We start from the raw sequence: 24,407 nt of genomic DNA on the forward strand, positions 1-24,407 counted from the left end.
GCCTGAATGAAGGCCAGCACCTTTCCTTAAACTGCAAAAAGCTTATAAGTAAAACGAAGATTAGGGGCTTTACCCCTTATTGGTGATTGTATGAAGAAGTACACCAGATTCGAGAAGGCTCGCATCATTGGTGCTAGGGCCCTGCAGATCTCATTAGGTGCTCCAGTTCTCATCGATATACCAGAGGGTACTATCGATCCCATCGAGATTGCTCGCATGGAGTTCGATAGGCAGGTCATACCTATAGATGTCAAGAGGGATTGATGGAAGGGTTGCTGATGAGCGAAGAGGAAAAAGTCGATTTGCTTGTACCAGAGGATGTATATCTCACGTCTGGCGTTCACATAGGCACACAGCAAAAGAGCGCCGATATGAAGCAGTTCATATTCAAGGTCAGGTCTGATGGCCTTTACGTCTTGGATGTGAAGCAGACGGACGCGCGCATTAGAACCGCCGCAAAGTTCTTGTCCCGTTATCCTCCCGAGAGGATAATGGTGGTCTCTGCTAGGCAATATGGGCAGAAGCCGGTGAAGATGTTCACGAGTATAATCGGCGCAATGACCACCAAGGAAGGAAGGTTCATCCCTGGTTCGCTCACCAACCCCCGCCTTCCCCATTTCATCGAACCCGAGATATTACTGGTCACAGACCCAGCTGCTGACCAGCAAGCTATGGCCGAGGCGCTCAACATCGGGATCCCCATCATCGCCCTGTGCGATGCTAACAACGAGACGAGAAATGTCGATCTCGTCATTCCTACCAATAACAAAGGGCGCCGAGCCCTAGCTTGTGTTTACTGGCTGTTGACTAGGGAGATGCTGAAGGAGAAAAAGGTCATTACCAAGGACGAGGAATTCACCAGGACCATTGACGACTTCGAAGCGTCTTTATGATCCGGTGACTTAGCCAAAAACTCTTTATTCCTAATTTCCCTAGATTTTTCATTGGTCAGCATGCGCTATCCCGCCGTTGCCGGCAAATTCTATTCGTCAAAGGAGAAAGCGCTTAGAGAGCAGATTGAGGAATCATTTCGCAGCAAGCTCGGGCCTGGAGAGATACCTTCCTTGGCTCAGGGCAGGGGAAATATTGTAGGAGGCGTCGTTCCACATGCGGGGTATGTGTTCTCGGGGCCTGTGGCTGCTCATGTGTATGCGGCTATTGCTAAAGAGGGGTTCCCCGAGACATTTGTGATAATAGGGCCTAACCATCATGGCTTGGGCTCCGGCGTGGCCATGACTTCGGAGGATTTTATGACCCCATTGGGTGTGTGCCAAGTGGATAAGGAGTTGGTAAGGCGACTACGTGGATTCGTTGATGAGGATCCTTACGCTCATCAGCATGAGCATTCCGTGGAGGTGCAGGTGCCTTTTATACAATATTTCTCCAAAGAGGTGAAGTTCCTTCCCTTAACCATGCTCTTCCAGGATTATGAGACTGCGAAGGAATTAGGGGCGAGGCTACGCACCGCCTGCAAGGATAAAGATGTAATCGTGCTAGCCTCCAGTGACTTCTCTCATTATGTCCCTAGGCATCAAGCGGAAAGCCAAGACCGAGCTGTCATAGAGAGAATCTTGGCACTAGATTCCCCTGGGGTGGAGCAGGTGGTAATCTCCAAGGACGTTTCCATGTGCGGGTACGGCCCTGTCATGGCTATGTTGGAAGCCGTCCAAGGCAGAAAGGCAGAGCTGCTGAAGTATGCTACCTCAGGAGACTTGCATCCCATGCAGGACGTGGTCGGCTATGCCGGAATAATCGTGCGCCGATAAATATAGGAATTTTTAATAAGGCAAATCCTGTCCTGCCCTAAATGCGGATAAGTGCGCGGGAATGAAGGTTCCTATTGGCCATAAGGCCGAAATAGAAGCAAAGATCGCTGAGGCGGTGAATTCTAGGGCGCAGACTGATGAGATCATCAAAGGCTGGTGGGAACACCTTCCTGCGCTTGGAGTGATAGCAGGTCTCTCAGTATTGCTTTCACTTCTGCAACTGGTTCCAGGTGCTGGAGGTTTCATCTTAGGATACATTCTAATGTATACTGCTTTCTTCTGCATCACTGCTGTGTTGAATTTCAAACTCATTAGACGCCTGCGAGCTCACTTTGAACGAGAAAACATCATCTGCCAAGAACTTATCACCACTGTAAGCGATAAGGAAAAGGCCAAGCACATCCAAGCACTGGCAGATGATGCCAAGATGACTGAGCGGTTACCTTCGTCTCTGTTCTCAGTGATGTCCGTTCTACCCTTGGTAGGGTTCATTTTCGAATTTTATTATCTCTATCATCTCACCCGCGCATCAGCTGTCCACCAATCCTGCTGGGATTCTCTGCTGCAAGAATATTCCAGGATGAACCAGAGCCATGCTGCTTATTGTAACTCAGGCAAGAGCGACGTACACCGGCACAGCTATGCATTCTGGGCCATCGCTTCGCTCATATTCTTTTTTCCGCTAGCTCTTTGGTATCGCTTCTTGATTCGCGATATGAATGAGCATTTCCATAGGCAATGGGCTTGGGAAGACCAATTACTAAAAGGGTGAGATCTGATTCTTAATCAGAGGAAATATTTTCTCAACCTGGTTATATTTAGTTACTGCATGCAACAAGAGTCAACAGGGCCGGCCTTTTGCGTTCGCTGTGGCGAATACTTACGTCCAGATACTTCCTTCTGTCCTCGATGTGGAGCTCAGACAACGAGTACGTCATTCTCTAGCTATGCCTCCTCCAGCGCTCCGAATGTTCAACCCTTTCCCTCCGCTCAAGCTCGGACTAGAAGGCTCACCTGGGCTGGCATTCTCCTTCTCCTTTCAGGATTGGTCGGATTCGCCGTGGCCTCCATCGTCTTGTTAATGTCTGAGGAGATCATCGCCGAGGTGCAAGCCATCTATCAGGACCAGCTTCCGGACATGAACCCTATTATCTTAGCCTTGGCCGCTTTCTGGTCAAGCGCTGGAGCCCTTTCAATTATCGGTGGCATTTGCGCTCTGAAGCGAAGATACTACCCTCTAGCTATCATCGGCTCGGTGATGGCTCTCTTCACTGGAGGAATATTCTTGTTCGAGGGGTCGATTATGGGCATGGTGGCCTTGATACTACTTATAAGATCGCGCCCTGAGTTCAGATGATCAGATGCGCTTCATCCTTCCCAATACAGGCTCATATACCAACCCCTTATCAAGCAATGAATTGGTCACTTCCTCCAACTCCGTCCGGTCCATTCCTATTCGCTTCACTTCCTCGATTATCTCATCCCAAGCCGCTCCCTTACCCGATTTGTCTAATTTGGTGATTATGGTCAATACTTTATCCTCTCGCGCCTGCTGAACCGCCTCTGCTTCTTCTTCATCCTCGATTTCCTCTGGGCGATCCACTTCTGCCGCGGCGATATCTGCTTCGGGCTCAGGTTGATATTCTGGAAGTAAGAATTTGAGCGCGTCCACAACCATGCCGCGATAGCGTTGAAGGTCGATATCCCGATAGAAGCTCAATGCCTTCACCGCTCCCTCTGCCAGCACGCGTGGGGCCCCGGACATAATCAAACCCTCTAGGCTTGGCTCAGCCATCTTTTTGGCCGCAGCCATAACGTCGATGCGGCGCAAGGTGGCCTTGCACGTCTCTAGAACCCAATAGTCCCTTTCCTTCGCCTCGACAACCCGTACCCTCTCTGGCCTTACCGATACGTACATCGTCCCCTCCTCAGGCGAATAGGTACGCACCTTGCCAACTATAGCCACGAAGGCCGGCGGCTCCATTTTGGATAGGGTCGCGGTAGCCTCAGGCTGATATTGCCCAGAAGAGATGTAGAAATTGCCAGTCGGGTCTTGCAAGCGCCCTCTCCATAAGGGCTCATCACCTGTCCCTATATTGTCCAGATCCGTGAGCACGCCTACCAGGAACACTCGATTGAGCATGGCTCCTAGCGGAGAGACGATATACGAGGGCATCCTTTCCCCCTCTCCCTTAAGCTCCAAGCGGGATTGATTGTACTCAGCCGCGAAAATGCGCCAGGCAATCTCTCGACCTATCATAGGGCACCCTCCATCTCAGCTAAAAGTCGAGTAGCTTCTTCTCTTACCTCTGGGATTGAGAGACTGGCTTCGGAGGCTATCATCATCAGGCCGTAATCGTCCTTTATAACATTCCCCCTTACCTCAATGGGCTTCGCAAGCATGCACTCCTCCACTTTTTCCAATACTGCTTCAGGGTCCATAGCTTCTTTAGCCATTTTCAAGGCCTGTTCCAATGTGATGCCCACTAGCCGTTCGGTGATTTCCTTGTTGAGGACGACAGTCAGCGTCCCAGTCCCATCATCCACTACCGCTTTTATCCTGAGGTCATGGTGCCCCTCGACTTTGCCGTGTAAACGGCACAACTTGTTCTGTACCAATCTATTGCATTGGGGACACCTCTGAATGAGACCACTGCCCTTCTTTATGTCCACCACGATGCCTCTGACCAGCACATCGAATGCACCGCCCACCTTCTCCAATTGATCGATTTCCCTAACTCTGGGATTACCTAAGCCAACATAGTTTTGCAATTGACCTTGAACTTTCTCAACTATGGCTCTTTCCCCGAAGCTCAACTGCGGTATCCCACGCCAAGAGCGCACATAAGCACCCTTTATGCGCAAAACGTCATCTGCTTTCAACTCGAAATCATGCCAGGATGAGAACTGAACGCTTCCCGTCTCGTCCACTAATACTCCAGAATAAACCGTCCTTATGCCTTCCTGCGTCTCCACCTTTCTGCTCTCCACTCGCAAAACCTTTGCGGTGACGGTCACTCCACTCATCCCTTCTTGGAGTTCGGCGATTTTCACTACCCTTGGTGAGGTCATAGATATATCCATGCCCTCAGGCAGATACATAGAATCCTGGGGATGCGCTTCGATTCTAGCTCTAGCTCCGAGATTGAGCTGCGGCTTCCCGTTCCACTCTTTTGAATAGGCGTTGCGCACCAGAAGCACTTGACCTTTCTCCAATGGGAACCGCTCTGCGTCCCATGCTGTGTATGGCAGGGTGCCCGTCTCATCTGCCATCAAACCATAAATAATCGTTCTTTTCTGTCCCTCTTGCTCTATCTCTTTACGATTTGCGGATATGACCTTCACTAAAAGATCTACGTTCTGCTCGTTTCCGGAGACCTCTGAAATCTTCTTGCGGGTTCCTTGACTAAGTTCATTGGGATCCCCGCCCAATTTGCGCACCACGGCACGCTTAGCTGGCTCCAGCGATAATCTATAAAGGTTGAGGTAGGTCGCAAGCTCCCTTGCTATCTGTTCCTCGTCCGCTTTTTTCCCTAGCACCCGGGAAATCTCTGCTATATGGGGTGCGAGCTCTTCTTTATCCATGGTTAAACCTCGTTGGCACTAGGCCAAGGAACCTTATCTAGGTTGACTTTAAAATTATCTTACCCGGGGTGAATGAAAGTGCCTGTAAGGGAAGAGCGGGAGACAAGCCTCATTCGGTGAAAGTCTCGCCCCTTTCGTAATTCTCTTTGAGATGCTTTATTATAATGTCCCGGTTGCGGCGCAAATGGCTTTCATACCAGGCCTTTACCACATCCCCCATCCTTTCGTGTATTTTGTCCAAATCGGCCTTGTTGACTGGCGCATCATATATGACAAATTGAGCGAATATGCGTTTCCAGCCAGCATATTTATAATAATGTTCTCCTTCGCAATATTCGAATATCATGCGGATATGTGGCGTGGAATCCACCGAATAGTACCATACCTTTAAGGAGTCTCCCATACGCCCTTGATCGCTTGTCCTGTCAACCAGCTGAAGGCTGTTGACAGCCGCGAAATTGAACCCCTCTTTAAAATGCCAGATATCTGGGTAGACCTCGAAAACGGCGAAGGACTCATGCGAAGGCTCCATCGTCATGTTCACATTTATCTTGCCAAAACGCATCAGTATCTTCCAGAAGTCCTCAATCAAGGTCTTGTTCAGGAGTCTTTTCTGATTGTTTATCTCGGCCAGGTCCCTGGTGATGGACTCGGTCTGCTTCTGGAGCTCGGCATCTAGCTCCGCGAACCAATCCTTGTCTCCCATGTTCAAAATCCCCTTCCAATACTGAATGGGGATTATCCCTATTCGACCATAAAAAGATTGCTGACAGGATAAACATGCTGGATAGGGGCGTTTATTACAGTTGGCTGCACAAGCTCCGCTTAATGATGTTTCGGCGTCTATTATTGGAGAACAAACCTTTTTCTGCACCGCTCATCATCTGTTGCCGTGGACATCATCGGCATATTGATGGGTTTCCTCCAATCCCTCGCGGACAATCCCTTGGAATATGCTCTAGTCCTATACTTATATGCCATAGCCACAGCTGTGATCTTGCCCGTGCCAGTAGAATTCGGATTGTTTCTGGCGCCTTCATTAGGTATACTGACAAAATCATTCATAGTCGCCGCCGGCAAAGCCACGGGATGCGTCATAGTCTTCTATCTCGGTCTAAAGGTGGAGAAAGCCGTCTACAGATGGTCTCGGCGGTTCAAGTTTTTCGCTTGGTTCGTGGATCTCATGGAAAAATTCGTGGCCAAGACTTGGTATTTTGGGCTTTACATTCTCCTCAGCATTCCTATCATGACCGATACCGTACCAATATATCTCTTCTCTATTTTCAACAAGAATGGAGTGATGACGCCAGGTTACTTTACCATTGTTAATTTCTTGGCTGCGATAAACCGATGCATGATCGTAATCTTTCTCGCGAAATACTTCGGCATCTACGTTGTGTGAGGCTACCGACTATAAGGTCCGTGGCCAGTGGAATGGTAATGTTTAAATCACGGAGGCGAATACTACGATATGGTCGAGAAGGAAAGAATTCTCAAGATACTTGAGGAGTACGATCGGTCTAAGATCACCATCGCAACTCTTTGCTCCCATTCCTCCATGCAAATTTTCAATGGTGCGCGCAAGGAAGGTTTCCGCACTTTGGGCATCGCAGTCACCCAGAACACCAAGTTCTATGATGCCTTCCCGTTGGCGAAACCAGACGAGTTTCTTCGTCTTTCCACCTATCAAGAGCTCGTAGACAAGGCCGACGAGTTACTAGCCCGAAATGTGATCATAATACCACATGGCTCCTTCGTTGAGTATATGGGGACAGACCGCTTTGAGTCCATGGCCGTTCCCACTTTCGGCAACAGAAGGGTGCTTGGATGGGAGTCCGACCGGGACAAGATGCGCGAATGGCTGGAGTCTGCAGGCATCGACATGCCCGCGAAAGTGGAGGATGCCAAGAAGATAGACCGTCCTGTTTTGGTGAAATATCACGGCGCCAAGGGCGGCAGAGGATTCTTCATCGCCAAGGACTACCCTGAGTTCAAGATGGGCATAGACCTATCGCAGCCTTACACCATCCAGGAGTATATACTTGGAACTAGGTATTATCTGCACTTCTTCCACTCTCCCATCAAGCAAGAAGGATACAGGGTAGAGGATGGCACGCTAGAATTGCTCTCCATGGACAGGCGGGATGAGAGTAACATAGATGAAATGTATAAATTGGGAGCTTCTGAGGAGCTCAAGCGCCTGGGATATTTCCCTACCTTCGTGGTCACAGGCAACGTGCCTGTGGTCATTCGAGAGTCCTTGTTGCCTAAGGTCTTCGAGATGGGAGAGCGAGTGGTGCGCCGCGCCAAAGAGCTCTTTGGAGGGATGATAGGGCCGTTCTGCCTGGAATCAATCGTCACCGATCAGTTGCAGTTCAAGGTCTTCGAGATCTCCTCAAGAATAGTGGCTGGCAGCAATCCTTTCGTATCCGGCTCTCCCTACTCGGATCTGATTGAGCCTGGAATGTCCACAGGAAGGAGAATAGCGCGAGAGATACGCTTAGGTCTTGAAAGGGACATGCTGCATAAGATAATATCATGATATCCCTAGTGTTGGTAGACGCAGAGTTGGAGCGAATACCTGGTCATTGCCCTGCTCACTCAATGCCGAGGGTATGTGGTGTGGAGAAGGGGGACTTGGAGCAAGTGTTGGTTCTAGATAGCTACATTCACCGCCATATCCTAGAAGGATTGGAGAGCGGTTCGCGTCGTGGGCGGCCGGACATCGTGCATTCCTTCCTGCTTCTGGCTCAGGATTCACGCCCGCGGCGTGAAGGCTGGCTTAGATCCTATGTGCACACCCGAGCGGACGAGGTGATTCAGGTAGGCCCTGAATTCATGCCCGAGCGTAACTACATGTCTTTCCTCGCGCAGGTGAGTGAGCTGCTATCCCAGGGCACATGGGGGGAGGGGGAGAAGGGCATGAGCCTAAGGGAGAATCTGACCTTAACGGACTTGCTAAAGGAGCTAAATCCAGATCTGTGTGTAGCGCTTAGCCCCCATGGAGACTGCAAAGAGCCTAAGAAGGCTTTGAGGGGCGCTAAGGAAAAGCATTTGGCCATATTGATAGGCGGATTCCCAGAGGGAGATTATCGCAGCCCGGTATATCAGCTCGCTGACGTAGTCCTCTCTTTGGGTGAAGAGCTTCTCACAGTGCCAGATGTCACATCACAGGTGCTTAAAGCCTTACCCTAATCACCATCCTCGTTCCTGCAGGCGCTGCTCAGGCTTTATTGCGGAGATATCGATTCCCCTCATGGCCTCGCCAAGACCTTTTGATACCTCTGCGAGCACTTGAGGGTCATCGTAGTTAGTAACAGCCTCCACGATAGCCCTGGCTCTCTCCTCGGGGTTATCGGATTTGAAGATGCCAGACCCAACGAATACACCATCAGAGCCCAATTGCATCATCAACGCTGCATCGGCGGGTGTGGCTATGCCCCCCGCAGCGAAATTGATCACTGGTAGGCGCTGCATCTCAGCCACCTCCTTAACGAGATAAAGAGGGGCCTCGATCTTGCGCGCTATGGCCGTGAGTTCCTCTGGCTCTTTACCCTTGAGCTCACGAATCTGAGACATTATCATGCGCTGGTGCCTAACCGCTTCAATCACATTTCCTGTGCCGGCTTCACCTTTGGTGCGTATCATCGCTGCTCCTTCATCTATGCGCCTCAGCGCTTCGCCTAAATCCCTTGCCCCGCATACGAAGGGAACCCTGAATTTGCGCTTGTCCACATGGAAGAATGGATCTGCTGGAGTCAGAACCTCAGACTCATCTATCATGTCCACTGACAGCGCCTCCAATATCTGCGCCTCCACGAAATGACCAATTCTGCATTTGGCCATTACAGGAATGGTGACGCTGTCCATAATCTCCAATATCTTCAGAGGGTCGGCCATCCTGGCCACGCCGCCCTGGGCGCGGATGTCGGCAGGCACTCTCTCCAAGGCCATTACCGCTACCGCACCTGCGTCCTCAGCGATGCCCGCCTGTTCCGCATTGGTCACGTCCATGACCACCCCGCCCTGCTGCATCTTGGCGAATCCTCTCTTGACCAGCTCGGTGCCGAAGCGGAGCTTAGTCATGTCCAATTCGAAAGGCATGATTGGTCACCGAATTCTCTAATATTCATATCGTATAAGAACCTTGCATGTGATACATTTGAAAGTTGCACGTGAGACATTTAAGAGCATTACTTGGAGCTCAGCATTTTTTCTATTTTTCAATTCAGGGGACCAAAACTTCACTGCAAAGCCTAAAATACGCTCTCAAGCATGGCCTCTGGGATGGTAGCAAGGCGCATGCAGCGCGTTCCAGAATCAGGAACGGTGCGCATATCTAATTTGGTCAGCAATTTGCGGTCTGAGGGCACTGACATCATCAATTTCTCGGTGGGAGAACCTGATTTCGATACACCTGACAACATAACCCAAGCTGCAATCAAAGCCCTCCAAGACCATTTCACGCATTACACTCCATCACCGGGGATACCCGAACTGCGCGCGGCGGTAGCGAATAAGTCAAGGAAAGAGAACGGCATCCCCTGCGAAGCGCAGCACGTCATCATCACACCAACCAAGCACGCGCTTTTCATGGCCTTCCTCGCATTAGTGGATGAGGGGGACGAGGTAATTTTACCGGACCCATGTTGGGGGACCTTCGAGGCCTTAGTTCTTTTGGCTGGGGGCACACCAAAGTATGTGAAGGCCTTGCCTGAAAACGACTATAGGATTCTACCAGAAGATGTCGCAGAGGCCATAACGCCTAAAACTCGAATGATTCTCAGCAACTCGCCATCCAATCCCTTGGGCTCGGTCCTGGAGGAGAGCGATGTGAAAGGCATATCTGATTTGGCCAAGGATCACGATCTCCTTCTACTCTCGGATGAAACGTACGAGAAGATAATTTTCGAGGGGAAGCATCACAGTTTCGCCGCTCAACCAGGAATGTTCGAGCGCACTATCACGGTCAACGGATTCTCCAAGACTTATGCCATGACAGGTTGGCGTCTAGGCTGGGTTATAGCTCCTCCAGACATCACCAAGGAGATTAACAAGCTGCAGACGCAATCGGTGACGAACGCCACCTCCTTCGCGCAAGTGGCTGGGGTGGAAGCTCTTTTAGGGCCCCAGAATTGCGTTAAGGCGATGGTCGATGAGTTCAGGGCTAGGCGGGACCTAGTTTACCAACTACTTTCGGAAATACCTCAGCTGAGCTGCCCTAGACCCAGGGGCGCTTTCTACATGTTCCCCAAATATTCCCTGGACATGAACTCAGAGGAGCTGACCATGTATCTGCTCCAAGAGGCTCATGTAGCTGTAACCCCCGGCTCTACCTTCGGTCCTTCTGGAGAAGGACACATAAGAATCTCCTATGCGGCTAGCACGCAGCACCTAATCGAAGGAATGCAACGTATCAAAGAAGCGCTGGCTAAGGTCTAAATCAACGTTCCTCTGGAAGCAGCATATTGGGTATGGCATCCTCGATAGGGTAGTCTATTCTGCACCTGGGACAAGTGATTTCGCCTTCTATCACCTCTCCCCCCTCTTCCTTGATTACCTTTAGGTCCAAAGGATGATGCTTGCATTTAGGGCACGCTAATATTTGCATTAGGGACGGTTTCATTTCGCCTCATTTTGGAATGCAGCCCTCACCATAAAATACTGTGCATACACCCACATTTTTATTATGTAAATGAGGAGAAAAGGGGGAGATGGATTAATTATTGCCTTGTGAGATTGCGGTCCATGCTCAACACGGGGGTCATTGGCGTCGGTTCCATGGGCCAGAATCACGCTCGCATATATTCGGAGATATCCAACCTGATCGGCGTGTATGATGTTGATCGAGCACAATGTAAGAAAGTGGCGGAACGTTTCGGAGTGAAGGCCTTCGACTCCATCGAGAGCATTTTAGCTGAGACGGAAGCGGTCAGCGTATGCACCATAACTAGCAAGCATCATGAGATTGCGCGAAGAACTATCCTGGCAGGGCGTCATCTTCTAGTGGAGAAACCGTTCACTGGAGATTCAAGTACCGCAGAAGAATTATGCACCTTGGCCGAGAGGCAGGGGGTGACTTTGGCTGCAGGTTTCGTGGAACGGTCCAACCCAGTAGTCTCGGCGGCTAGAGAAGCTCTGCGAGAGGGGCGCTTCGGTAAGGTTATAACTTTCGCTTCCAGGAGAGTGTCCTCCTTCCCTGCGAGGGTAAGGGATGTGGGAGTGGTGATGGACCTTGGTATTCACGATGTCGATGTGTTGAGATACATGACAGGAATGGAGGCTCGGAGTGTTTACGCTTTAGGGGGAAGATTCAACAGCTCCTCCTTCGAGGACCATGCCAACCTGCTTTTGGAAATGGAGGGTGGCATCGTGGCCTTCGTGGAAGTTAATTGGCTCACGCCCATGAAGGTCCGCAAGGTATCGCTTACGTGCAGCGGAGGGTTCGTGCAGCTGGATTACATGGATCAAAGTTTGGAGGTATCCTCCTCCACCACCAAGGACTTCGATATGGCAGATGCCTTCCGAGTGCCACTGGAGACAGACGTGCGTCGCATCTCCGTCAAGAAGGAGGAACCTCTAAAACGTGAGCTGGAGGATTTCTTAAGAGCGGCCAAGAGCGGAAGCCAACCCCGGGCGGGAGGAAGGGATGCGCTACAGGATCTGCGCATCTGCGAAGCGGCAATAAGGTCCCTGCAATCAGGTCATAAGGTGGAGGTGCAGTGGTGAGGTTCATCGATCTCCGCAGTGACACCGTCACTCTGCCCACGAAGGATATGATGCGAGCTATCCAGGAGGCGGAGTTAGGGGACGATGTGGCGAGAGAGGATCCCACGGTCAACCGACTAGAACGCATGGCGGCGGATCGCTTTGGAAAGGAGGCGGCGCTTTTAGTACCAAGCGGAACAGCGGGCAACTTGATTTCGGTGATGACACATTGTCGCCATGGGGATGAGATGTTCTGCGAAGCGGAGGCTCACATCTATTATTATGAGGTAGGAGGGATATCTTCAGTTGCAGGCGTCATTCCTCGTTTAATAAAAGGTGAGAGAGGGGTCTTCACCGCAGAACAACTAGAAGCCAGTTTTAGAGGAAGAGAGCTGCATTATCCCAATCCCGCCTTGGTGGCTATAGAGAATACGCACAACCGGGCGGGGGGATGCTGCTGGACGCCCCGGCAAGTGGAGGAAGTGGCGGCCTCAGCCCATGATCGCGGTATGAAGGTCCACATAGATGGAGCAAGAATTTTCAACGCCTGCGTGGCCTTGGATGTGGGACCTAAGGATTTCGCGAGGCACGTGGACAGCATAACCTTCTGTCTCTCCAAAGGGCTGGCGTGTCCTGTAGGCTCGGTCATTGTCGGGGATAAGGACTTCATCGATCGAGCCAGGAAGAATCGGAAGATGCTAGGAGGGGGGATGAGACAGGCAGGCATTATCGCTGCTCCAGGCATAGTCGCCTTGGAGAGCATGGTGGAGCGCCTGAAAGAGGATCATGACAATGCAAAAGTTCTTGCTAGAGGGTTAGCGGAACACGGCTTAAGCGTCGACATGTCCACTGTTCAGACCAACATCGTCTTGGTGGATGTCTCCCCTATGAAAGCTAGTGATTATGTGTCTCAGGCTAAGAAGAAAGGTGTCCTGTGCTCTTCATTTGGAAAAACGATTGTAAGGTTTGTTACTCATTATGGAATCACCCAGGAGGATGTAGAGGAAGCGCTAACCAGACTCGCTCCCACATCATAGAAGTTTTTCTAATGAGGAATCTCGCCCTTTTCGACAACACGCTGAAAAATCATTAAGTCAGGCAGCGCTATGCAGTGCTGTCATGACGTCGAAATTACGGTCGTTGATATCGAAAAGGGGGCCTATCAAGAAAGTCGGCGTAGTGGGAATGGGATATGTAGGGATTCCTGCTGCTGTACTTTTCGCTGACGTTCCCCATTTCGAATTGGTGCTAGGATTCCAGCGCGCCTCCAGTTCCTCGGGGCATAAAATAGACATGCTCAATCGGGGAGAGAGCCCCCTTAAAGGCAACGAGCCCGGTCTGGAGGAGCTCTTGAAAAAGGTGGTGGCGGCGCGTAAGTTCCAATGCACATCTGATTTCTCTAGGATTTCTGAGTTGGATGCGGTCACGCTGGCCATACAAACACCCTTCGCCAATCCCAAGGATCTAGTTCCGGATTTCAGCGCTTTGAATGAGGGCCTCCGCAACGTAGGGCGCAATCTGAGAGAAGGGATGCTTGTGGTACTTGAGTCCACGGTTACGCCTGGGACAACTGAGGGAATGGCAAAGCAGTTATTGGAGGAGGAATCTGGATTGGTGGCTGGAGAAGACTTTGCTCTGGCGCACGCCCCAGAAAGGGTGATGGTCGGCCGGCTCATCAGGAACATTCGTGAGCACGATAGGATAGTGGGTGGGATAGACGAGGTCAGCACCGAACGTGCCGCAGAGCTATACGCTCCTGTGCTTACAAAAGGTAAGATAATCAAGATGACTGCCACCGCGGCCGAGGTGACCAAGACTGCCGAGAATACCTTCAGGGATCTGCAGATAGCAGCTGTCAATCAGTTGGCCTTGTATTGCGAGGCTATGGGGGTGAACGTCTATGATGTGAGGACGGGCATAGATAGTCTGAAGGGAGAAGGCGTCACACGTGCCATACTCTGGCCAGGTGCGGGGGTTGGGGGGCATTGCCTCACCAAGGACACTTATCATTTGGAGCGTGGGGTGAAGCTCAAGGGTGGTTTCCTAGACTATCCAGAGGGTTTAGAGTCTATCTACGTTTTGGCAAGGAAGGTGAATGACTTCATGCCGCGCCATATGTACAATTTGACGGTCAGGGCGTTGGAAAGAATCGGGAAGAAGCCCACAGGATCTAAGATTGCCATATTGGGTTGGGCGTTCATTCACGACTCAGATGATGCGAGGAATCCTCCCTCAGAGGCCTACCGGGATCTGTTGGTGCAGGCGGGAGCGAGGACATCAGTTCACGATCCGTACGTACCGAGCTATCCTGGTGTACCTTTGAGCAAAGATCTAGACGAGGTTGTGGAAGGAGCCGATGCCATTGCCATATTGACAGCTCATTCTCAGTATTACAGCCTGGAACCCTTGAAGCTCAAGCGTCTATCAGGTTGTCCCAATCCGGTTATAGTTGATGGGCGAAACGTGGTGGACCCTGACAAGTTCATTGAGGCAGGGTTCGTTTACAAAGGAATCGGACGAGGTGACAAGAACGACCACATCATCAAATTTTAAGGTGGACCTCAAGAGGTGATTCGTCGCAAAAATATTGGCTATCTCAACGCCCCTGGAAATCAATTTCTATCGGAACATTCACATAAAAGTTTGAGAAAGGTGAACATTCTAACTGCGTATTCTACCTCTTCTTACCACAGCTATAAGGGAAGTCGAAGTGTATAGAATGGCTAAATATCTGAGTTGGATAAGAGAGAACAAAGTGGCAAGGGCACTTTTCATCGCCATAATCTTGGTCTTTCTGCTGATCTTTTTCGCGGCATGGTTCGCGAGCGTTCCCTTAGGCTACAAGGCGGTGGTCACGTCAGCTCCAGACGCGAAATACATCGGCATCACTTTGGATGAGCGATGGCACATAAACCCTTATTTCCTGCTCTGCAGCATAGAGCTCATCCGCTACAATTCTCAAAGCGTGGAATTCATAGGGCAGGACTTAGCCGATGACAATTACGGTTCGATTGTCGTGCGCTCCAACGACAATTTAGAGGTATTCATGGTTTTAAGCGTGATCTATCACATCCCAGCGGATAAGGCGTCCAGCGTCAGGCTGAAATATGGAGATCATAAGCACACTATCTTGGAGCAAGATATGCAGCGCAGTGCCTAGAGGTATGGCAGCTCAATACAATGCCTTGGATATCATAGGAGAGAATCGCAATGCCGTGGAGCGCAGCATCAGAGATAACATCACCAGGCAATTGGCCGAGCATGATATCGTGGTGGAGCTCTTCTCTCTCAGGGATGTAAGGCCTGCAGACAGCGTAAGCAAGGCCATAGAAGATAAGAAAGTGGCTGAGCAATACCTCATTACTGCAGCTTATCAGGCGCAGGCAAGAATAGTCTTAGCACAGGGCAATCTCACCGCCACCATAATAAATGCGAATGCTTCCGCACAAGCGCAGATAATAAAGGCGTACGGCTCAGCTGTCGCCATTAAGCTTATAATGGAAATGTTCAAGCAGCAGGATCCCGATGCCAGCAATGTTACGCTTAACCACCTCACTTGGTTGTACATCCAGGCCCTGAGCGATCCTAATTCTAACATAAAGTATATCATCGTCCCCCAGGGCAATGGCCTTCCCCTACTGCTACAAGTACAACCCTGAGCCATTATGCTGCTATTTGCTCTGCGAAACGCTTTTCTCAACCTTCTTTTGCTCGTCCTAGCGGCGAATGAAATCCCCAGCTTTTTGCTACATCAGCAAATGTTTATATGAGGTGGCTTTTGATACTGGTGCGTCGGGCCAGTGTATATCATATCCAGGGCCAGAGGAGCAATTTGGTCCGTTATGCACGGCTCTAAGGGGCTTTGTGCCGAGAGTTCGGCGCGCCTCCAAACGGAACACGGGGGAAGACAAGTGGGTAACAGGCTATTCACAGTCGGACCAGTAGAGGTATTCGAGGACACCCTGAGGGCGATGAGCAAACCCATGATGATCCATCGCGGTAAGGAATATGCGCAATTGCAGTGCAGCATCGTGGAGAAGCTGCATAAGGTCCTTGATACGGATATGAATATATTCCTCATGCCTGCTTCCGCCACTGGCTTCCTCGAGGCATGTGTGCGTAGCGGCGTGCACGATCATATGATGTCGCTCACCAATGGCTCCTTTGGCGATAGATGGGCGCAGATCGGCGTGGCGTGCGGCAAGACGGTCAAGCGTGTAGAGGTGGCCTGGGGCAAGGCTATTCGATGCGTGGACGTGGCGGGTAAGCTAGAGCCCGCAACGGAAGCGGTGACTATAGTATCAAATGAGAGCTCCACCGGCGTGCTAAATCCTACCAAAGAACTCGTCAGATTGTTCAAAGCTGAGGGCGATCCCTTGATCTTCGTCGACGGTGTCACCTCAGTGGGAGCGGTGGACCTCAAGCTACGGGAGATGGAGATCGATGCCCTAGTGTTCGGATCCCAGAAGGCTCTGGCATTACCTCCAGGGTTGGCCATCATATGCTGTTCCGACCGATTGCTCAAGGTGGCAGAAAAAGTACAGGGGCGAGGCTATTATATGGACCTCTTGGAATACAAGAAGGCCGCGGACAAGGATATGCCCTTGACCACGCCCCCCATCTCTTTAATGTATGGCCTCGACTATCAACTAGATAAGATGTTGAAGGAGGGCATGGCCAACCGCTATGCGCGCCATCATGAGATGGCCGAGGCCACCAGGGCTTGGGCGCGGAAACGTTTCAAGCTTTTCGCAGAGAAAGGCTATGAGTCTGAGACCATAACCGTGATAGAATCCGGTGGCCTAGACTTCGCTAGGCTGGACAAGGAGCTGAAGGCGCGTGGCTTTGAGATATCTCCAGGCTATGGTAAGATAAAGGATTCGACCTTCCGCATAGGGCATATGGGAGATCTGACCATGAGGGACATGAATGACCTGTTCAAAGCCCTGGACGAGTCATTGGAGGCGATGCGATGAAGGTGTTGGTCACAGATGAACTCTCTAAAGAGGGGCTTGAGATACTCACGAAGGACTCAAGTTTGCAGGTGGATGTAAGACCAGGCATTCCTCATGAGGAGCTAATCAGGATAATCAGCGATTACGAGGCGTTGATCATCCGCTCAGGCACCAAGGTCACCAGGGAGGTGATCGAGGCGGGCAAGAAACTTAAGGTAGTGGGCCGAGCGGGCGTAGGGGTGGACAACGTAGACGTGGAAGCGGCGACGCGCAGGGGCGTGTTAGTCATGAACACACCCTTGGGAAATATCGTATCCGCGGCGGAGCATACCATGGCCATGATGCTATCATTAGCCCGCAAGATAGTATGGGCGGATGCTTCTTTAAAGAGTGGAAAATGGGAGAGATCCAAGTTCATTGGCACCGAGCTCAACGGGAAGACCTTGGGTATTGTGGGAGTTGGGCGCGTGGGAGCGGAGGTGGCCAAGCGAGCCCGCTCCTTCCAGATGAAGATGGTAGGCTACGACCCCTTTTTGCCAGCAGAGGCAGCGGTCAAGCTAGGTGTCAGGTTGATGCCGCTGGAGAAAGTCATCGAGGAGGCGGACATAATAACCATACATGCCCCGCTTACGCCAAGCACCAAGCACATGATAGGAAAAGAGCAATTCCGCCTGATGAAGCCGCACGTCCTGCTCATCAACTGTGCTAGGGGAGGGATAGTGGATGAGGAGGCGTTGTACGAGGCCTTGAAGTCCAAGCGCATAGCTGGCGCGGCCTTGGATGTGTTCGAGAACGAGCCTCCCAAGGGATCTAAGCTCCTGGAATTGGATAACATAATCGTGACCCCCCACCTGGGAGCTAGCACCAAGGAAGCACAGGAGAAAGTATCGTTGGAGATGGCGGAGTGCGTCAAAGCCTTCCTGGTGGAAGGTAAGATTTCCAATGCTGTCAATGCACCCTTGGGAAGAGTGGAGCCAAAAGTGCTTCCGTATATACCCTTGGCCGAGACCTTGGCCTCCTTCGCCTTCCAGCTGGTCGACGGTCCGGTGAAGAAAATAGAGGTGGGCTACTTTGGAGAGCTAGCCCTATTGGACACCAAGACCCTGAGCACTTCCGCCATAATCGGCGTCCTGAGCCATATAATCGGAGAGCAGCAAGTGAACATAGTTAATGCTTCGTACATAGCCAAAGAGAAAGGAATTCAGATCACCGAGACCAGGAGCGAGGAGTCGCCTAGGTATGTAAATATGATCTCCGTCCGGATCCATTCCGATGGGGTCAGCCGTGAGGTGCGGGGGACCGTCTTCCCTGGCACTCAGATGAGGCTATTGGGAGTGGATGAATATGACCTTGACATGCCAATTGAAGGAGATTTCCTCTTGACCAAGCATAATGACGTCCCCGGCATCATCGGCCGTGTAGGAACCGTATTAGGAGAGAATCACATCAACATCGCTCGCATGGGCGTCGGGCGCGAGACCAGAGGGGGGATGGCGATCATGTTGGTGGCAGTGGATGATGTGGTCTCCAAGGAGGTTCTCGATTACATGCTCAAGCTCAAGGACTTCAAGGAGGCGCGCTTCATCCGCCTCTCCCAGATGCGTCCTAAGTCCTACATCTCTTAAGAAAATAAGGGCGGTCCGAAAGGATGATGGGAATTTTAGGGAATGTACAAACATGCGAGGCAAGGCATTAATCGACTGAGAGCGTATTGATATCGTCTTTGCCATATAGGCTCTGATACAGTCCACGTCAATGGAAGAGGTTGGCAAATGGTAGATATGGTTAGCATAAAAGAGTTCATGGCATCGATCGGGACCGTCATGGGACTAGCCTTCGTAGTGTGCAGTATGCTATCCATGGGTTTCTCGCTCACCTTGCGGCAGATTCTTCAACCTTTGCGCGATTTCAGGATGGTAGCCTCGGCCTTACTGGTGAGTTTTGTCCTCGTTCCCCTGCTAGCCCTATTTCTCATCTGGGCTTTCCCCTTGCCAGAAGACTTGGCCGCGGGGTTTCTGATCGTGGCATTCTGTGCTGGCTGTCCCTTCCTTCCCAAACTGGCTCATGTGGCTAAAGGGGACATGGCGCTGTCCGTTGGACTCATGGTGTTGCTCATGATGGCTACCATCGTCTTGGCGCCGCTCGTTCTTCCATTGCTTATCGATGATCTGGATATTGGTGCATGGGAGCTGGCTCGCTCTTTGATCACACTCCTACTCCTCCCGCTTGCTTTCTCCCTTTTTGTAAAGGCTCGATATGGGGAGGTTGCCGACCGTCTGGCCCCCCTCATGGCCCAGGTGGCCAATTTCAGCTTGGCGATCCTCGTTATCGCGGTTTTCGTGGCCTATTTCGATTACCTAGCTAGCGTGATTGGCACCACCGCCATCTTGGTATCGCTCGTCTTCGCGCTGCTTGCCTTCGCCCTCGGCTGGGGCATGGGAGGACGGGACGTGAACAAGAAGAAGGTGCTGGCATTGGGGGCGGCCTACAGAAACGTCTCAGCCGCACTAGCCATAGGGGCAACCAGTTTCGAAGGGATAAATGAACTCGTCATGATACTGGTGGTTTCTCTCATGGGTATGGTTATCTTGATGCTTATCGGTGGTGAGCTAGCTAAGCGCTATCCAAGTGCAACACAGGGCTAGTTGAACTGACTATTACATTGATGGATGGGCTCTGGAGAGCTTATCCTGGACGCTTCTGACCTTCTGCTCCATAGCATCCTTATGTCCGCCACGGTCATCCACCTCAATGCTAGTGACAACCCGGTTGCACATGGAGCGTACTTTATGATGGCATTTGCCGATAACTTCCATGACTTCATCCCATTCGCCTTCGATTATGGTGGCCATGGGCGTTAGCTGATATTTGAGTCCGCTCTCTTTTACGATCCGCACGCACTCAGCGACATAACTTGATAGGCTTTCCCCTTTGCCGACGGGTATGACTTTAAATTGGGCGATCATGACAACTCACAATGTTATCTTCCCACACTCCTCCTATTAAATCCTTTTATGATTGCATCTCATGCACACTCTGCTCAGGAAAATAGATATGCCAGATTACCTGAAATGGATTAACATGTGTTATGTCTCTCGACACCAAATTATAAATACAAGATGTTGAATTGCGTAGGTCTATCTGACTCGCAAATCGCAATCGCATATGATTCATCTATAGGGGGGCCTGAGATTTAGATGATGTCCAAGAGCGCATCCGTTAAGGGCAATGGTTTTTCCAAGGAAAAGAAGGCAAATGGAAAGGCGTCCGGAAGCTCGGAGTTCGAGAAAGAAAGAAATGGGAAAAAGCAAGTAGACGACATTATGTTGGGGGAGAATGGTAAGTTCTTGACCCTGACTGTGGATGACCTTACCCAAGCAATAAAGACCAGCATCGATCAGGCGGGAATGCCTGAGGACCAGGCGAGGGCCATGGCCCAGCATGTGATGAATTTCTTCGGCTATTCTGAACGCATCATCGACAACATATTGGAGCCCGAGGATCGGGACGCCTTCTATATGCTCGAGGACACTGGTATCCTCACCACAGAAAGAGAGGAGACCACTCTATACGATGGGAGGGAGTGGAGGATTCACTATTGGCTTTTCAAGAAGGAAAGGATATATGAGCTCATTTCGGGCAATGGCCACTGCAACGGCGGAAATGATAATATGGAAACTTGTTACGATGAAGTGCCCGAAGAGATCTGGCGCAGAAACACCTAAAACTTACCTTAGGATTGTTCAAAAGGACCATTTTCGCTCATCTCCGCGAAATTCTATTCTCATCCTACCTGCCTATTTCATTAGATGAAACTCTTCCCCTATCCACCTAGAAAGCATCAAAATGAGATTGTAGCATGCATTTTGTCGAGCCTGCGGGATAGAGGGCACATCGTGATGGAGAGCGGGACGGGAACGGGGAAGACCGTTTGCGCCTTATCGGCTTCGCTGGAAGTGGCTTTAGCCGCAGGGCGTAAAGTAGTATACCTTACCAGGACCAACTCTCAGCAGCGACAAGTCATCCTGGAGCTCCGCCGCATAAATTCTCAGGCTAAAATATTCGGATTGGGGGTGCAGGGGCGACAATCAACCTGTCCGCTCTTCTCCCGCGACCCGGAATTGAAGCAGGGGAACGCAGAGGAACTCTCCCGGCTATGTGGGGAGCGCAAGCGCAGATCCTTAACAGGAAAGGAAGGAGGCTGCCGTTTCTACGAAGCCATGCTGAGCTACCCTTTTGAAAGCATTCTGGAGTATTGTCAAAGAGAGTTGCCTACAGTGGAAGAGTTCTCCCAATATTGCGAATCGCTCGCCCTGTGTCCATATGAGTTGAACAAAGAGCTGCTGTCATATGCCACTGTTGTCACTGCTCCCTACGCCTATTTTTTCACCCCTTTCGTTAGAGAGTCTTTCATTGACAGGTTGAACGTCCCCCTCTCTGACATAATTATAGTGGTGGATGAAGCGCATAACCTCCCCGAATACGCTCGGGAATCCCGCTCTCTCCAGCTATCCAAAGCTTCCCTAATCATGGTGCAGAGGGAATTGGATGAGTATGGGGACCCAGAGGTTGCCGAGGGCGTGAGCATCAGGGATGTAGCCGAGCGTTTGCAAGTAATGTTGGAGGAAGCGGTTAAAGAATATGTCCTGGATGAGGATGGCCTGATACCTCCAGACCTGCTCACGGTGGGGCTCATGCAGGCTTTCGCCCTCACTTCTAGGCAATTGGGCATTGCCTGCAAGGCCATCATGACTCACGGAGAGATAATAAGAGAGAGCAAGAAGGAGCAAGGGCGATTGCCGCGCTCTTACATCTATTCATTAGGGGCGTTCCTAAGCCTCTGGCTCAAGTTGGATGAGGATTACTACGTCAAGCTTGTGGTGGGGGGCGATAATCCTCGCTTCGAAGCTTATTGTCTCGACCCGTCCTTAGCTTGTAGCTTCTTCCATGACTGCGCCGGCTCGCTTCACATGTCTGGAACCCTTGCCCCTTTACACGAATACCGCGATTCCATAGGTCTACCAGAAGGTACCATTCTCCGCGCCTTTCCCTCACCATTCGATCCAGCAAATCGTCTGATTCTATACGCAGAGGATGTCACCACGAAGTACGAGGACATGGTCAAGGATGAGGAGATATTAGTCCGAATGGAGGATTACGTCATTCGATGCTGCAATGCGCTAGACCGGAACACGGTGGTATTCTTTCCCTCGTACGGATTGATGGACCGCTTCCTGTCCGATGGCGTTCTGGCGAAGATCCGGAAAAAGGTATTCGTGGAAGAAAGGGGCATGCCCCAAGCGGAACTTATGGAGTCAGTGGCAAGCTTCAAGATGCAGTCGGCGGAGGGGCAGGTGCTCTTCGCGGTGATGGGTGGAAGGGTGAGCGAAGGAATCGATTTTCCGGATAGGGAGCTGGAAGTCGCTCTTCTTGTAGGTATTCCATATCCTAAGCCAACGGCAAGACAGCGAGCGCTGCTGCACTATTACGAGATCAAGTTCGGAAAAGGTTGGGAGTACACGGTAAAGGTTCCGGCCGCTAGGAAGATAAAGCAGTGCATAGGACGACTCATCCGCAACGAGACGGATGTGGGAGCAGCGGTGATTTTTGATAAGAGAGCTAAGCATTTCGCTGATCAGCTGGAAATGCGGGTCGCTAACACTCTTCCTAATGACCTTTTGAGTTTCTTCTCCTTCAAAGGCCTTTAGCGAAAGGTTCTAAACGCCGCGTTGAAATCCTGAGGCGTGGACACGCTGACCTCCATAGCTTTGGGCATATGGGTGTTCTTGCCCGCCATGGTGCCAAACTCAGCGGCCGTGTTCTTCGGCGGAGGGTTGCCAATGGATATGGGGCGGACCTGGAGGGGAAAGCGCATCCTCGGCGACGGGAAGACATGGAGAGGTTTTCTCGGCGGTACGCTCACTGGCATCCTAGTGGGACTGATTCAGCTTCTGGTGGGGGATCTTTTAGGTTCGGAAGATTATTTAGGATTCGGACTGATGCCTGAGGCTCTTCTAATAATCCTGGCCTTGGCCATAGGCTCCTTGTTGGGAGACTTAGGGGGGGCATTCGTAAAAAGGAGGCTAGGATTGGAGAGAGGCGCCAAGGTCACGGGTTTAGATCAATATGATTTCGTGGTGGGCGCTTTACTGCTAGCGCTGCTGGTGCAGCCTCAATGGATATCGGAAAGGTATTTGCAAGGTTTGGGGATTGTGGCCTTAGCCGTCCTCCTGTTGGTGGTGCCAGTGATCCATAGATTGGTGAACATAATCGGTTTCAAGAAGGGGTTGAAGAAGGAGCCTTGGTGAAATGAGCAAGATGAGATTGAAGGAGATACTGAAGGAGTGTGGGGCGCTGGTGTACGGTGACTTCACCCTGGCCTCTGGGAAAAGGAGCAACTATTACATCGACATAAAGAGGGCATCCACGGACCCCATGGTGTTGGCGGAGATAACCGAGGAGATGGCCGGCATGGTTTTGGCTAAGGAGCTGGCCTTCGATCGCATAGCTGGGGTGGTGCTCGGTTCTGTGCCTCTGGCGGTAGCCCTTTCCCTTCGCACTGGAATTCCATACGTTATGGTGCGCAAGGAGCGCAAGGATCATGGTACATCGAAGATGATCGAGGGGGACCTTAGACAGAACGATAGGGTTCTGGTGGTGGAAGATGTCGTGACTTCCGCCGCCTCTTCGACTCAGGCCATTGAGGTATTGAGAGCTGCGGGGGCTAAGGTGGAAGCGGTCCTCACCGTGATCGATAGGCAGGAAGGTGGAATGGAGCGCTTGAGAGATTATGGCGTAGAGCTTTTTCCCTTGCTCACCGCCAAGGATCTGTTGGAGGCATGATATGTTGATAGATCTAGATTGCGATCTATGTCAACTTAAGCAGGGTCGCACAAAAGTGGTTGCACCGGCAGGAGATCTTTTCTCGCCTGTAGTTTTCGTAGGAGAAGCGCCAGGTGAAAAAGAGGACCTCTATGGTGTGCCTTTCGTAGGCCGCGCGGGCAAATTATTGGACCGAATACTGGAGGAGGAAAAGCTTCCCCGCGACAGTATCATGATAACGAATGTGGTGAAATGTCGGCCTCCGGGTAATCGGCGACCAAAGCAAGAGGAGATTGAGGCTTGCCTTGCCTATTTGGAGGATGAGCTTAGGGGAAGGGAACTTATCGTGACCCTGGGCAAGACGGCATCTGAGTGCATCCTGGGTCGAGACTTAAAGATGAAGGAAGTGGCGAATCAGATCTTCACCGTATCGCTGCGAGGGGAGAGGATAGATGTGATGCCAACTTATCATCCTTCAGCAGCGCTCAGGAACTTAGAGGCGAAAGAAGGTCTTCGGAACGCTATTAAAACCGTCAAGCAGAGGTTTCCCCACTTCTGAACCTCTGGGGAA

At 51.2% G+C, this 24,407-nt stretch carries 28 protein-coding genes; 22 read left to right on the plus strand and 6 right to left on the minus strand.

Annotation, left to right across the window (positions count from 1 at the left end):
* Nucleotides 1-90: 90 nt before the first annotated feature.
* From QW520_04520 to QW520_04540, 5 genes are all read left to right on the plus strand, one after another.
* Entirely contained in the window at nucleotides 91-264 is a 174-nt protein-coding gene (locus QW520_04520; protein ID MEM0449065.1) for a DNA-directed RNA polymerase subunit K, read from the plus strand.
* A gap of 14 nt (nucleotides 265-278) precedes the next feature.
* Entirely contained in the window at nucleotides 279-893 is a 615-nt protein-coding gene (gene rpsB / locus QW520_04525) for a 30S ribosomal protein S2 (GenBank protein ID MEM0449066.1), read from the plus strand.
* Between the two features lie 60 nt (nucleotides 894-953).
* Nucleotides 954-1,766: an AmmeMemoRadiSam system protein B gene (gene amrB / locus QW520_04530; protein MEM0449067.1), complete on the plus strand. Its 813-nt coding sequence runs from the start codon at nucleotides 954-956 to the stop codon at nucleotides 1,764-1,766.
* Nucleotides 1,767-1,827: 61 nt separating this feature from the next.
* On the plus strand, nucleotides 1,828-2,538 hold the full coding sequence (locus QW520_04535) for a hypothetical protein (GenBank protein MEM0449068.1): 711 nt from the start codon (nucleotides 1,828-1,830) through the stop codon (nucleotides 2,536-2,538).
* A gap of 57 nt (nucleotides 2,539-2,595) precedes the next feature.
* Entirely contained in the window at nucleotides 2,596-3,123 is a 528-nt protein-coding gene (locus tag QW520_04540) for a zinc ribbon domain-containing protein (GenBank protein ID MEM0449069.1), read from the plus strand.
* Here the strand turns inward: QW520_04540 and QW520_04545 are convergent, their stop codons facing one another.
* The 3 genes from QW520_04545 to QW520_04555 all read right to left on the minus strand — a co-directional run bounded on the left by QW520_04545 (nucleotide 3,124) and on the right by QW520_04555 (nucleotide 6,057).
* The gene (locus QW520_04545; protein ID MEM0449070.1) at nucleotides 3,124-4,026 is read right to left on the minus strand and encodes a glycerol dehydrogenase; all 903 of its coding nucleotides are present in this window, start codon (nucleotides 4,024-4,026) and stop codon (nucleotides 3,124-3,126) included.
* Complete coding sequence (locus QW520_04550) at nucleotides 4,023-5,351, minus strand: hypothetical protein (protein ID MEM0449071.1); 1,329 nt, start codon at nucleotides 5,349-5,351, stop codon at nucleotides 4,023-4,025. The genes QW520_04545 and QW520_04550 overlap by 4 nt, the downstream gene beginning before the upstream one ends.
* A 109-nt stretch (nucleotides 5,352-5,460) precedes the next feature.
* Entirely contained in the window at nucleotides 5,461-6,057 is a 597-nt protein-coding gene (locus QW520_04555) for a hypothetical protein (GenBank protein MEM0449072.1), read from the minus strand.
* A gap of 186 nt (nucleotides 6,058-6,243) precedes the next feature.
* On the opposite strand from QW520_04555, the gene QW520_04560 reads away from it, so the two are divergent.
* The 3 genes from QW520_04560 (at nucleotide 6,244) to QW520_04570 (ending at nucleotide 8,546) form a co-directional block, all read left to right on the plus strand.
* A complete protein-coding gene (locus tag QW520_04560; protein ID MEM0449073.1) occupies nucleotides 6,244-6,753 on the plus strand; it encodes a hypothetical protein in 510 nt (169 codons plus the stop codon).
* Nucleotides 6,754-6,822: 69 nt separating this feature from the next.
* Nucleotides 6,823-7,893 carry a formate--phosphoribosylaminoimidazolecarboxamide ligase gene (locus tag QW520_04565; protein ID MEM0449074.1) on the plus strand — a complete coding sequence of 357 codons (1,071 nt, stop codon included), beginning with the start codon at nucleotides 6,823-6,825 and terminating at the stop codon, nucleotides 7,891-7,893.
* Nucleotides 7,890-8,546 (plus strand): hypothetical protein, encoded by a 657-nt coding sequence (locus tag QW520_04570; protein MEM0449075.1) that lies wholly within the window; start codon nucleotides 7,890-7,892, stop codon nucleotides 8,544-8,546. Before QW520_04565 ends, QW520_04570 begins: the two co-directional genes overlap by 4 nt.
* Here the strand turns inward: QW520_04570 and pdxS are convergent, their stop codons facing one another.
* Nucleotides 8,547-9,455, minus strand: coding sequence for a pyridoxal 5'-phosphate synthase lyase subunit PdxS (gene pdxS, locus QW520_04575; protein MEM0449076.1), 909 nt, complete (start codon nucleotides 9,453-9,455; stop codon nucleotides 8,547-8,549). It abuts the gene before it with no gap.
* Nucleotides 9,456-9,638: 183 nt separating this feature from the next.
* Here pdxS and QW520_04580 point away from each other — a divergent pair, with 183 nt between their 5' ends.
* Nucleotides 9,639-10,793, plus strand: coding sequence for a pyridoxal phosphate-dependent aminotransferase (locus QW520_04580; protein MEM0449077.1), 1,155 nt, complete (start codon nucleotides 9,639-9,641; stop codon nucleotides 10,791-10,793).
* A 1-nt stretch (nucleotide 10,794) separates the two neighbouring features.
* Here the strand turns inward: QW520_04580 and QW520_04585 are convergent, their stop codons facing one another.
* The gene (locus QW520_04585) at nucleotides 10,795-10,977 is read right to left on the minus strand and encodes a Trm112 family protein (GenBank protein ID MEM0449078.1); all 183 of its coding nucleotides are present in this window, start codon (nucleotides 10,975-10,977) and stop codon (nucleotides 10,795-10,797) included.
* 122 nt (nucleotides 10,978-11,099) lie between these two features.
* Between QW520_04585 and QW520_04590 the strand changes: the two genes are divergently transcribed.
* The 8 genes from QW520_04590 (at nucleotide 11,100) to QW520_04625 (ending at nucleotide 19,659) form a co-directional block, all read left to right on the plus strand.
* Nucleotides 11,100-12,080 carry a Gfo/Idh/MocA family oxidoreductase gene (locus QW520_04590; protein ID MEM0449079.1) on the plus strand — a complete coding sequence of 327 codons (981 nt, stop codon included), beginning with the start codon at nucleotides 11,100-11,102 and terminating at the stop codon, nucleotides 12,078-12,080.
* Complete coding sequence (locus tag QW520_04595) at nucleotides 12,077-13,096, plus strand: GntG family PLP-dependent aldolase (protein ID MEM0449080.1); 1,020 nt, start codon at nucleotides 12,077-12,079, stop codon at nucleotides 13,094-13,096. Before QW520_04590 ends, QW520_04595 begins: the two co-directional genes overlap by 4 nt.
* Nucleotides 13,097-13,178: 82 nt before the next feature.
* Nucleotides 13,179-14,612, plus strand: a complete 1,434-nt coding sequence (locus QW520_04600; GenBank protein ID MEM0449081.1) for a nucleotide sugar dehydrogenase — start codon at nucleotides 13,179-13,181, stop codon at nucleotides 14,610-14,612.
* A gap of 166 nt (nucleotides 14,613-14,778) precedes the next feature.
* Nucleotides 14,779-15,219 (plus strand): hypothetical protein, encoded by a 441-nt coding sequence (locus QW520_04605; protein ID MEM0449082.1) that lies wholly within the window; start codon nucleotides 14,779-14,781, stop codon nucleotides 15,217-15,219.
* 4 nt (nucleotides 15,220-15,223) lie between these two features.
* Nucleotides 15,224-15,718: an SPFH domain-containing protein gene (locus tag QW520_04610; GenBank protein ID MEM0449083.1), complete on the plus strand. Its 495-nt coding sequence runs from the start codon at nucleotides 15,224-15,226 to the stop codon at nucleotides 15,716-15,718.
* 252 nt (nucleotides 15,719-15,970) lie between these two features.
* Nucleotides 15,971-17,035: an alanine--glyoxylate aminotransferase family protein gene (locus tag QW520_04615; protein MEM0449084.1), complete on the plus strand. Its 1,065-nt coding sequence runs from the start codon at nucleotides 15,971-15,973 to the stop codon at nucleotides 17,033-17,035.
* Nucleotides 17,032-18,639 carry a phosphoglycerate dehydrogenase gene (serA, locus tag QW520_04620; GenBank protein ID MEM0449085.1) on the plus strand — a complete coding sequence of 536 codons (1,608 nt, stop codon included), beginning with the start codon at nucleotides 17,032-17,034 and terminating at the stop codon, nucleotides 18,637-18,639. Before QW520_04615 ends, serA begins: the two co-directional genes overlap by 4 nt.
* Nucleotides 18,640-18,786: 147 nt before the next feature.
* On the plus strand, nucleotides 18,787-19,659 hold the full coding sequence (locus QW520_04625) for a hypothetical protein (GenBank protein MEM0449086.1): 873 nt from the start codon (nucleotides 18,787-18,789) through the stop codon (nucleotides 19,657-19,659).
* Nucleotides 19,660-19,671: 12 nt separating this feature from the next.
* On the opposite strand, the gene QW520_04630 is transcribed toward QW520_04625, so the two are convergent.
* Entirely contained in the window at nucleotides 19,672-19,980 is a 309-nt protein-coding gene (locus tag QW520_04630; GenBank protein ID MEM0449087.1) for an MTH1187 family thiamine-binding protein, read from the minus strand.
* Nucleotides 19,981-20,211: 231 nt separating this feature from the next.
* On the opposite strand from QW520_04630, the gene QW520_04635 reads away from it, so the two are divergent.
* The 5 genes from QW520_04635 (at nucleotide 20,212) to QW520_04655 (ending at nucleotide 24,395) form a co-directional block, all read left to right on the plus strand.
* Nucleotides 20,212-20,739: a DUF6015 family protein gene (locus QW520_04635; GenBank protein MEM0449088.1), complete on the plus strand. Its 528-nt coding sequence runs from the start codon at nucleotides 20,212-20,214 to the stop codon at nucleotides 20,737-20,739.
* Between the two features lie 84 nt (nucleotides 20,740-20,823).
* A complete protein-coding gene (locus QW520_04640) occupies nucleotides 20,824-22,722 on the plus strand; it encodes an ATP-dependent DNA helicase (protein ID MEM0449089.1) in 1,899 nt (632 codons plus the stop codon).
* 36 nt (nucleotides 22,723-22,758) lie between these two features.
* Entirely contained in the window at nucleotides 22,759-23,322 is a 564-nt protein-coding gene (locus QW520_04645; protein MEM0449090.1) for a CDP-2,3-bis-(O-geranylgeranyl)-sn-glycerol synthase, read from the plus strand.
* 1 nt (nucleotide 23,323) lies between these two features.
* The gene (pyrE, locus tag QW520_04650; protein MEM0449091.1) at nucleotides 23,324-23,857 is read left to right on the plus strand and encodes an orotate phosphoribosyltransferase; all 534 of its coding nucleotides are present in this window, start codon (nucleotides 23,324-23,326) and stop codon (nucleotides 23,855-23,857) included.
* Nucleotide 23,858: 1 nt separating this feature from the next.
* Complete coding sequence (locus QW520_04655) at nucleotides 23,859-24,395, plus strand: uracil-DNA glycosylase (GenBank protein MEM0449092.1); 537 nt, start codon at nucleotides 23,859-23,861, stop codon at nucleotides 24,393-24,395.
* Nucleotides 24,396-24,407: the final 12 nt, after the last annotated feature.

This window comes from Methanomassiliicoccales archaeon (genome assembly GCA_038740345.1).
Taxonomy (GTDB): Archaea; Thermoplasmatota; Thermoplasmata; order Methanomassiliicoccales; family UBA472; genus JAJRAN01.

Bases quoted from the DNA above. Each gene is read 5' to 3' on its own strand.
- QW520_04520 (MEM0449065.1), top strand. From the start codon at position 91: ATGAAGAAGTACACCAGATTCGAGAAGGCTCGCATCATTGGTGCTAGG.
- rpsB (MEM0449066.1), top strand. From the start codon at position 279: ATGAGCGAAGAGGAAAAAGTCGATTTGCTTGTACCAGAGGATGTATAT.
- amrB (MEM0449067.1), top strand. From the start codon at position 954: ATGCGCTATCCCGCCGTTGCCGGCAAATTCTATTCGTCAAAGGAGAAA.
- QW520_04535 (MEM0449068.1), top strand. From the start codon at position 1,828: ATGAAGGTTCCTATTGGCCATAAGGCCGAAATAGAAGCAAAGATCGCT.
- QW520_04540 (MEM0449069.1), top strand. From the start codon at position 2,596: ATGCAACAAGAGTCAACAGGGCCGGCCTTTTGCGTTCGCTGTGGCGAA.
- QW520_04545 (MEM0449070.1), bottom strand. From the start codon at position 4,026: ATGATAGGTCGAGAGATTGCCTGGCGCATTTTCGCGGCTGAGTACAAT.
- QW520_04550 (MEM0449071.1), bottom strand. From the start codon at position 5,351: ATGGATAAAGAAGAGCTCGCACCCCATATAGCAGAGATTTCCCGGGTG.
- QW520_04555 (MEM0449072.1), bottom strand. From the start codon at position 6,057: ATGGGAGACAAGGATTGGTTCGCGGAGCTAGATGCCGAGCTCCAGAAG.
- QW520_04565 (MEM0449074.1), top strand. From the start codon at position 6,823: ATGGTCGAGAAGGAAAGAATTCTCAAGATACTTGAGGAGTACGATCGG.
- QW520_04570 (MEM0449075.1), top strand. From the start codon at position 7,890: ATGATATCCCTAGTGTTGGTAGACGCAGAGTTGGAGCGAATACCTGGT.
- pdxS (MEM0449076.1), bottom strand. From the start codon at position 9,455: ATGCCTTTCGAATTGGACATGACTAAGCTCCGCTTCGGCACCGAGCTG.
- QW520_04580 (MEM0449077.1), top strand. From the start codon at position 9,639: ATGGTAGCAAGGCGCATGCAGCGCGTTCCAGAATCAGGAACGGTGCGC.
- QW520_04585 (MEM0449078.1), bottom strand. From the start codon at position 10,977: ATGAAACCGTCCCTAATGCAAATATTAGCGTGCCCTAAATGCAAGCAT.
- QW520_04590 (MEM0449079.1), top strand. From the start codon at position 11,100: ATGCTCAACACGGGGGTCATTGGCGTCGGTTCCATGGGCCAGAATCAC.
- QW520_04600 (MEM0449081.1), top strand. From the start codon at position 13,179: ATGACGTCGAAATTACGGTCGTTGATATCGAAAAGGGGGCCTATCAAG.
- QW520_04605 (MEM0449082.1), top strand. From the start codon at position 14,779: ATGGCTAAATATCTGAGTTGGATAAGAGAGAACAAAGTGGCAAGGGCA.
- QW520_04610 (MEM0449083.1), top strand. From the start codon at position 15,224: ATGGCAGCTCAATACAATGCCTTGGATATCATAGGAGAGAATCGCAAT.
- serA (MEM0449085.1), top strand. From the start codon at position 17,032: ATGAAGGTGTTGGTCACAGATGAACTCTCTAAAGAGGGGCTTGAGATA.
- QW520_04625 (MEM0449086.1), top strand. From the start codon at position 18,787: ATGGTAGATATGGTTAGCATAAAAGAGTTCATGGCATCGATCGGGACC.
- QW520_04630 (MEM0449087.1), bottom strand. From the start codon at position 19,980: ATGATCGCCCAATTTAAAGTCATACCCGTCGGCAAAGGGGAAAGCCTA.
- QW520_04635 (MEM0449088.1), top strand. From the start codon at position 20,212: ATGATGTCCAAGAGCGCATCCGTTAAGGGCAATGGTTTTTCCAAGGAA.
- QW520_04640 (MEM0449089.1), top strand. From the start codon at position 20,824: ATGAAACTCTTCCCCTATCCACCTAGAAAGCATCAAAATGAGATTGTA.
- pyrE (MEM0449091.1), top strand. From the start codon at position 23,324: ATGAGCAAGATGAGATTGAAGGAGATACTGAAGGAGTGTGGGGCGCTG.
- QW520_04655 (MEM0449092.1), top strand. From the start codon at position 23,859: ATGTTGATAGATCTAGATTGCGATCTATGTCAACTTAAGCAGGGTCGC.